At 72.9% G+C, this 4255-nt stretch carries 6 protein-coding genes; 2 read left to right on the forward strand and 4 right to left on the reverse strand.

The features are described from left to right. The 3 genes from G3I65_RS17085 to G3I65_RS17095 form a co-directional block, all read right to left on the reverse strand. Positions 1 to 187, reverse strand: a 187-nt coding sequence (locus G3I65_RS17085; protein WP_203612407.1) for a hypothetical protein, incomplete at its 3' end; no start/stop codon positions are given. A 47-nt stretch (positions 188 to 234) separates the two neighbouring features. Next, on the reverse strand, positions 235 to 1017 hold the full coding sequence (locus G3I65_RS17090) for an ABC transporter permease (protein ID WP_160697000.1): 783 nt from the start codon (positions 1015 to 1017) through the stop codon (positions 235 to 237). Further along, positions 1014 to 1871: an ATP-binding cassette domain-containing protein gene (locus tag G3I65_RS17095; protein WP_160697001.1), complete on the reverse strand. Its 858-nt coding sequence runs from the start codon at positions 1869 to 1871 to the stop codon at positions 1014 to 1016. Before G3I65_RS17095 ends, G3I65_RS17090 begins: the two co-directional genes overlap by 4 nt. An 81-nt stretch (positions 1872 to 1952) precedes the next feature. Between G3I65_RS17095 and G3I65_RS17100 the strand changes: the two genes are divergently transcribed. Next, entirely contained in the window at positions 1953 to 2729 is a 777-nt protein-coding gene (locus tag G3I65_RS17100; RefSeq protein WP_160697002.1) for a TetR/AcrR family transcriptional regulator, read from the forward strand. Here the strand turns inward: G3I65_RS17100 and G3I65_RS17105 are convergent. Next, a complete protein-coding gene (locus tag G3I65_RS17105; protein ID WP_160697003.1) occupies positions 2712 to 3881 on the reverse strand; it encodes a cytochrome P450 in 1170 nt (389 codons plus the stop codon). The genes G3I65_RS17100 and G3I65_RS17105 overlap by 18 nt on opposite strands. Positions 3882 to 3967: 86 nt before the next feature. On the opposite strand from G3I65_RS17105, the gene G3I65_RS17110 reads away from it, so the two are divergent. Continuing rightward, positions 3968 to 4255, forward strand: a 288-nt coding sequence (locus G3I65_RS17110; protein WP_160697004.1) for a TetR family transcriptional regulator, incomplete at its 3' end; no start/stop codon positions are given.

Consider the following 4255-nt stretch of genomic DNA (forward strand, 5'->3'; position numbering starts at 1 on the left):
ACGCGGCTTCCGCCGGTTCCAGCGGACCCACGCGCCAGGCGTCGTACCCGGCCGCGGTCACCCCCGGCAGCAGCCGCCCGGCGGCGACCAGCCGCAGCGCCGCCGTTGCGGCCGTTCCCCAGAATCCGTCCGGTTCGCGCAGCAGTTCCGTGAGCCCGTCCACTACGGACAGCTCACGGCCGTCCACGACGAGCCGTCCCGCCCGCGGTGGTTCCCCCGGTGTGAAGTCGACGTTCAGTTCCCCAGCCTCCCGTATCGGCGCACGGACAGCGGCACGAAGACCGCGAGCAGTACCAGCGGCCAGACCACGGCCATCAGCACCGGGTGCGTGCTCACCCAGGACGTCCCGGCCGCGCCGGGGTTGCCGAACAACACCCGCGCGGCGGTCACCGTCGAGGACAACGGGTTCCACTCCGCCACGGTTCCCAGCCACGCCGGCATCGTCGCGGTCGCCACGAACGCGCTGGAGAGGAACCCGAACGGGAACTCCAGGGTCTGCGCGAGCGTCACCATGGACGGGTCCGACGTCAGCAGCCCCAGGTAGATCCCCGCCCAGACCAGTGCCGTGCGCAGCAGGAGCAGCAGCCCGACCGCGGCCATCGTCTCGGCGAGCGATCCGTGCGGGCGCCAGCCGACGGCGAACCCGCAGCCCAGCAGCACCACCAGCGCCAGTACCGCGTTCGCCAGGTCCGCGGCCACCCTTCCGGTCAGCACCGCCGACGGCGCCATCGGCAGCGACCGGAACCGGTCGGTGACGCCCTTCGCCGCGTCGTCCAGCACGGCGATCATCGTCCCCGACAGCCCGAACGCCATGGTCATGGCGAACATCCCCGGCATCAGGAACTCGCGGTAGGAGCCGCCGCCGGGCACGCTCATCCCGCCGCCGAGCAGGTAGGCGAAGATCAGCACCATCAGGATCGGGAACGCCACCACGGTCGCCAGCCGGGCCGGGCGCCGCGCCAGCTGAGCGAGGTAGCGCTGGGTCAGCGTCCACCCGTCTTCCAGTGCCCACCTCATCGCGCCACCCCCGTCAGCTCCAAGAACACCTCGTCCAGCGTCGGGTGCCGCAGCGCCACGTCGGCGAACGGCAGCTCGGTCGCCGCCAGCTCGCGCACGACGTCGGCCAGCATCGACGGCTCGGCCGGCGCGCTGACCCGCAGCTCCTCGGCGACCGGCTCGGCACCGGTGACGCGGGCCAGCAACGCCGTCGCCGGGCCGACCACCTCCGGATCCGTCAGCACCAGGTCGATCCGGGTCGCACCGAGCGAGCCCTTCAGCTCCGCCGGCGTCCCTTCGGCGATGACGCGGCCGTGTTCGACCAGTGAGATCCGATCGGCCAGCTGATCGGCTTCCTCCAGGTACTGCGTCGTGAGGAGCACGGTCGTCGGCTCGTCGAGGAACAGCACCCGCGGCGCCGCCAGCAGCGAAGCGGCCAGGTCGAGGCGCCGCCGCATGCCGCCCGAGTAGGCCGACACCGGCTTCGGCCCCGTCTCGGCCAGGCCGAACCGCTCCAGCAGGTCGTCGGCCCGCCGCGTGGCCTCGCGCCGGCCAAGGTGGTGCAGCCGGCCGAACAGCACCAGGTTCTGCCGCCCGGACAGGATCTCGTCGACCGCCGCCTGCTGGCCGACCAGCCCGATCATCGACCGCACCTTCGCCGGTTCGGTCGCGACGTCGAAGCCGGCCACCCGCGCGACGCCTTCGTCGTGCCGCAGCAGCGTGGACAGCACGCGCACCGCGGTCGTCTTCCCCGCGCCGTTCGGCCCCAGCAGGCCGCACAGGGTGCCCGCCGGGACGGACAGGTCGAACCCGTCGAGCGCGTACGCGTCGCCGTACCGCTTGCGGACCCCCTCGGCGTGGATCTGCGCAGTCATGCTCCCCCCTTTACTCTGTACGTTGTACGAAGAACGACTATAGCACAACTCCGTACAAAGTACGAAGAACGGGTGGGCACAATGGCCGGTGTGAGCACCGAGGACAACGGCGAAGGCGACCCGCGCAGGGCGATCGAGCTGCTCTGGGGCGTCTCGCCGGCCCCGCGCCGCGGCCCCAAGCCGAAGCTGCGCACCGTCGACGTCGTCCGCGCGGCGGTGCTGCTGGCCGACGCCGACGACCTCGAGGCGGTCACCATCCGCCGCGTCGCCGAGCTGCTCGGCGTCTCCCCCATGTCGCTCTACACCTACGTGCCCGGCCGCGCCGAGCTGATCGACCTGATGGTCGACCACGTCCACGGCGAGCTCCCGGCCTCCGAGCCGGGCCTCGGCTGGCGCGAGGCGCTGACCGCCGTCGCCGAAGCGCAGTGGGCGCTGTTCCACCGGCACCCCTGGCTGCTGCAGGTCACCACCAGCCGCTCGGCGCTGGGCCCGCACAGCTTCGCCAAGTACGAGAACGAGCTGCGCGCGGTCGAGGGCATCGGCCTCGACGACGTCGAGATGGACGCCGTGGTCGGCCTGATCACCGGCCTCGTCCGGACCACCGCGCGCAGCTCGGTCGACAACGCCCGCCTGGTCCGCGCCAGCGGCCTGACCGACGCGCAGTGGTGGGAGCGCGCCGCGCCGGTGCTGGCCGAAATCCCGGCCGCCGGCTCGGCGCACCACCCGATCTCCGCCCGGGTCGGCACGGCCGCGGGCGAAGCCCACAACGCCGCCGAGAACCCGGGCTACACCTTCCGCTTCGGCCTGGCCCGGATCCTGGACGGCATCGAAGTGCTCGTCTCAGAGCGTCAGCGGTAGCTTCGCCGGCCGCCAGGTCCCGCCGTCGGGCGCCCGGGGCACGTCACCGGCCAGCGCCAGGTCCGGATAGCGGTCGAAGAGCAGCGACAGCGCCACCTCGGTCTCCACCCGGGCGATCGACGCGCCGAGGCAGAAGTGCGGGCCGTGCGAGAACCCCAGCTGCGCCGGCCCCTTCCGGGTGACGTCGAGGCGGTCGGCGCCGTCGAACGCCCGCGGGTCGCGGTCGGCGGCCACCATCGCCGCCGTCACCCGCTCGCCCGCGCGGATGACCTCGCCGTCGACCTCGACGTCCTCGCGCGCGAACCGTGGCGTGGTCAGCAGCTGCGGGCTGCAGAAGCGCATCAGCTCGTCGACCGCGCCCGGCCACAGCCGCGGGTCCGCGCGCAGCAGTTTCAGCTGGTCCGGGTGCCGCAGCAGCGCTTCGACGGCGTTGGCGACGAGGTTCACCGGCGTCTGCCCGGCCAGGACCAGGTGCCAGACCAGGGTGACCAGCTCGGTGTCGGTGAGCCGGTCGTCGTCTTGGGCGCGGACGAGGTCGCCGATGAGGTCGTCACCCGGCTCGGCCCGGCTGCGCGCGACGGCTTCCTTGGCGCCCTCGATGATCGCCGGGATGGCCGCGGCGAAGTCCGGGCCCACTCCGCTCGCGACCGCGGCACCGTACTCGCGCCAGCGCGGGCGGTCGGCTTCCGGGATGCCGGCCAGCTCGCAGATGACGTCCATCGGCAACGGCCGCGCGAAGTGCGCCACCAGGTCCACGACGCCGTCTTCGGCGTGCGCGGGCAGCGCGTCGAGCAGCCGCTCGGTGATGGCGGCCAGGCGCGGGCGCAGCTGCGCGGCGCGCTTCGGGGTGAAGGCCGGGGCGACCAGCCGCCGCAGCCGCAGGTGCTCGGGTCCGTCCTGCTCGGCCATGGTGCGCATGTACTCGAGGCAGTGCTCGGGGATGCCCGGCGGGCGCATGAAGCTCTCGGACCGGACCTCGAACCGCGGGTCGGCCAGCATCGCGCGCGCCTCGGCGTAGCGGGTCAGCGCCCAGAACGGGCCGAACCCGGGGATGACCAGCTTGGCCACCGCACCCTGTTCCCTCGCGCGGTCGTAGGCGGAGAACGGGTCGGTGAGGACCGCGAGGTCCGTGAGATCGATTTCGGGGGTCATCCACCACTCCAGATGTTCAGATCAGATGTTCATGTCATCTCAGTGGTCACGGTATCTTGATCCCCGACACCGCGGCAAGGAGGACGATGGTCAGGCTCAGCAGGGCGGAAACCCAGGAACGCAACCGCGCCAAGGTGCTGGCCGCCGCCCGCGACGAGTTCGCCGGCCGCGGCTTCCGCGAAGCCAAGATCGACGTCATCGCCGACCGCGCCGAGCTCACCCGCGGCGCGGTCTACTCCAACTTCCCCGGCAAACGCGCCCTGTACTTCGCCGTACTGGCCGACCTCGCCGAACGCGCCCCGCGCCCGGCCACCCCGCCCCCGGACGCGGGCGCCGCCGACGTCCTGGCCGCGTTCGCCCGCGCCTGGGTCGCA

This window comes from Amycolatopsis sp. SID8362 (genome assembly GCF_010550475.1).
GTDB lineage: Bacteria > Actinomycetota > Actinomycetes > Mycobacteriales > Pseudonocardiaceae > Amycolatopsis > Amycolatopsis eburnea.

Coding starts and splice junctions, on each gene's coding strand:
- G3I65_RS17090 (WP_160697000.1), bottom strand. CDS start 1,017: ATGAGGTGGGCACTGGAAGACGGGTGGACGCTGACCCAGCGCTACCTC.
- G3I65_RS17095 (WP_160697001.1), bottom strand. CDS start 1,871: ATGACTGCGCAGATCCACGCCGAGGGGGTCCGCAAGCGGTACGGCGAC.
- G3I65_RS17100 (WP_160697002.1), top strand. CDS start 1,953: ATGGCCGGTGTGAGCACCGAGGACAACGGCGAAGGCGACCCGCGCAGG.
- G3I65_RS17105 (WP_160697003.1), bottom strand. CDS start 3,881: ATGACCCCCGAAATCGATCTCACGGACCTCGCGGTCCTCACCGACCCG.